Origin of the sequence: Jongsikchunia kroppenstedtii DSM 45133, from assembly GCF_000380485.1 — a bacterium.
Taxonomy (GTDB): Bacteria; Actinomycetota; Actinomycetes; order Mycobacteriales; family Mycobacteriaceae; genus Jongsikchunia; species Jongsikchunia kroppenstedtii.
This window is the reverse complement of record NZ_AQYG01000009.1, coordinates 1-2495: the sequence shown is the minus strand read 5'-3', so window position 1 is coordinate 2495 and position 2495 is coordinate 1. Positions and strand designations below refer to the sequence as shown.

The following is a 2495-nucleotide window of genomic DNA, read 5'->3' as shown; positions in this document are numbered from 1 at the left end:
CGGGTGATGCCGACGACCTTGTCGACCCCGGGCAGCTGCGCGATGCGACCGGCCATCTGATCGAGGTCGGCCAGCCCCTGCGGCGTGCGCAGGTCGGTCTTCGACTGTACGAGGACGAACTGCGGCATCATCCGATTGCCCGGAAAATGCTTGTTGAGCAAAGAAATCGCGGCATTCGACGGCGCCTTTGCCGGCAGCTGATCTTGCATGTCGTAGGACGGCTTGAGGAAGAATGTTCCCGTCGCCAGCGCCACCAGCAGCACCAGGCTGAAGGCGAACACCCGGGCCGGATGCCGCACCACCAGCACGCCCATACGATGCCAATAGGGACCGGCGCGGTCGTGCCCCGGCATACACAGGCCGAATCGCGCCGCGACGCTCAGTATCGCCGGCAATAGCGTAGTAACAACGAGGAAGCCGACGACGATCGCGATGGCGACGCAGGGCCCCGACGCGGCGAGGAACTTCAGCTTCGCGGTCAGCTGGGCCAGATTCGCGATCGCGACCGTCGCGGCGGTCGCCAGAATCACCCGGGTCATCGACCCGCACGCGTGCGCCAGCGCTTCGGCGGGGTCCTCACCGCGCCGGATGTTCTCGTGATAGCGGCTGATCAGGAAGACCGTGTAGTTGACGCTGGCGCCCATCAAGACCGCCATCATCAACGCACCCGAGATCGACGAGATCGGGATCACGCCCGCGTCGGCCAGCCCGGCGACTACGCCGCGTGCCACTAGTACACTCATCCCCATTACGAGTACGGGCAATAGGGCGGTCGTAGATACTCTAAAAACAATCAGCAGGATGATCGCGATCACGATCACCGTAATGATTCCGATCTTGATAAGGTCACTAGCCCCAATGGCGGCCATATCGGTAACAGTTGAGCTAGCACCAGTCACCTTAGCGACCACAGGCGTTCCCCTGAACGTCTGCTCGACCAAATTGTTTACCTGCCGACTTGCCCGCGCTGCGGTAGGCGAGCCTATACCGCCCTGCAGAGTCGCTGTCAGCAACCACGCCTTGCCATCGGAGCTCATGACTTGATCGCGCGCGATAGGATTGTTTCTCACGTCAGGATTCGAAAGTATGTCCTGTACGTACGCGACGTTCTGCTGGTCGTCCCGAAGCCGCCCGACCAGAGCACTGTAGAGCGACTGCGCCTCGCGATCGAAACCGTCGTCGCTGGCCATCGCGATCACCACGGCGTTATCCGCATTCTTCTGCCCGAAGGCCGCTGACATAGTCTTCATCGCCTTCAGCGACGGACTCACCGATGGCGACGGTAGCGGGCTCACCGAATGCTCGTTAGCGACCCTTTCAAGTTGTGGCCAAGCCGCATTGACTGCAATGCCAACGACGACCCACGCGAGGATCACCGCGATGGCATGCCTGCCGATGAATCGGCCGACGCGCTCAAATTTCGAACTGTACTGATGCGCCATAGTCAGAAGAGCTTCGGGATGGTCGTCGGGATCGAGCCGATCCCCGGCATCGTCATGGGCGTGACCGTGTAGGTGATGGAGAAGGAGCCGGGCAGATCCTCACTGCTGAGTAGCACGAGATGGGCCGATCCGAGGAATGCCTCCTGCCCGACGAATGTCTGCGGCTGAAAGCCCGCCGCGGCGAACAGCTTCCGCGCATCGGCCAGCGCATCCGAGGTGACACCGGTGACGGTGAGTATCTGCGTGCCCCCGGGGCCTGTCCGCTTCGCGTACAACCCCTTTACTACCGGAACATCGCGCGGGAATGCCGACGGCAGGACCGGACTGCCGGGCGGCGGGGACGGCAACATGCTCACCGGCGGGTACGAGCTGTAGACGACCTTGCCGCCCTGCAGATCGTCTGCACTACAGCCGGATAGCACAAACGGACATGCTGCGGTCGCAGCGATCACAGCAAGCGCGTTGACCAACGCGCGAATCGACGGCGTCACACATTCCCCTTTCACGTACCGCGAGTACCAAATACTAACAGTAACGTAGCGCCGATGTTGCTACGAGTACATGTTGGGCAATGAGTTATCGACACTGGCTGACCGAGGTGGCTGATCTGCTCGGGGTGGCTTTGGGCGGAGGCGGTGCGCGAGGAGCGCGAGGGAACCGTCCTGGATCTGGTGGAGACCGTGAACGCACCAGGAGAATGCGATCATGGCGGCACCACGCAAGTTCGATCAGGAGACCCGTGAGCGGGCCGTGCGGATGTATCACGATCGGCTGAACGAGTACGACGGCGAGTCCAAGCTCGGCGCCTGCCTGTAAACACGTCGGCGCTCTTCTCGACATCCGAGCAGTGCGGCAGCGAGCTCGGACGTCTCGGCTGAGCTCAAAGCCCTCCGTAAGGAGAATGCTGAATTGCGAAGGGCCAAAGAGATTTTGAAGACTGCGTCAGCGTTTTTCGCGGCGGCGGAGGTCGACCGCCGACTTCGATACTCGTCGAGTACGTCGACGATTATCGACACGTGTTCGGGGTCTACCCGATCTGCCGCGTGCTCACCG

At 61.8% G+C, this 2495-nt stretch carries 2 protein-coding genes and 1 pseudogene; 1 reads left to right on the top strand and 2 read right to left on the bottom strand.

Translation table 11 applies throughout. The features are described from left to right. Both G341_RS23270 and G341_RS0100090 read right to left on the bottom strand, forming a co-directional pair. Positions 1-1442, bottom strand: a 1442-nt coding sequence (locus G341_RS23270) for an MMPL family transporter (RefSeq protein ID WP_043449861.1), incomplete at its 3' end; no start/stop codon positions are given. 2 nt (positions 1443-1444) lie between these two features. After that, positions 1445-1864, bottom strand: a complete 420-nt coding sequence (locus tag G341_RS0100090; RefSeq protein WP_245556869.1) for a hypothetical protein — start codon at positions 1862-1864, stop codon at positions 1445-1447. A gap of 283 nt (positions 1865-2147) precedes the next feature. Between G341_RS0100090 and G341_RS24075 the strand changes: the two are divergent. Then, a pseudogene (locus G341_RS24075) lies at positions 2148-2495 on the top strand (transposase); the annotation flags it as partial.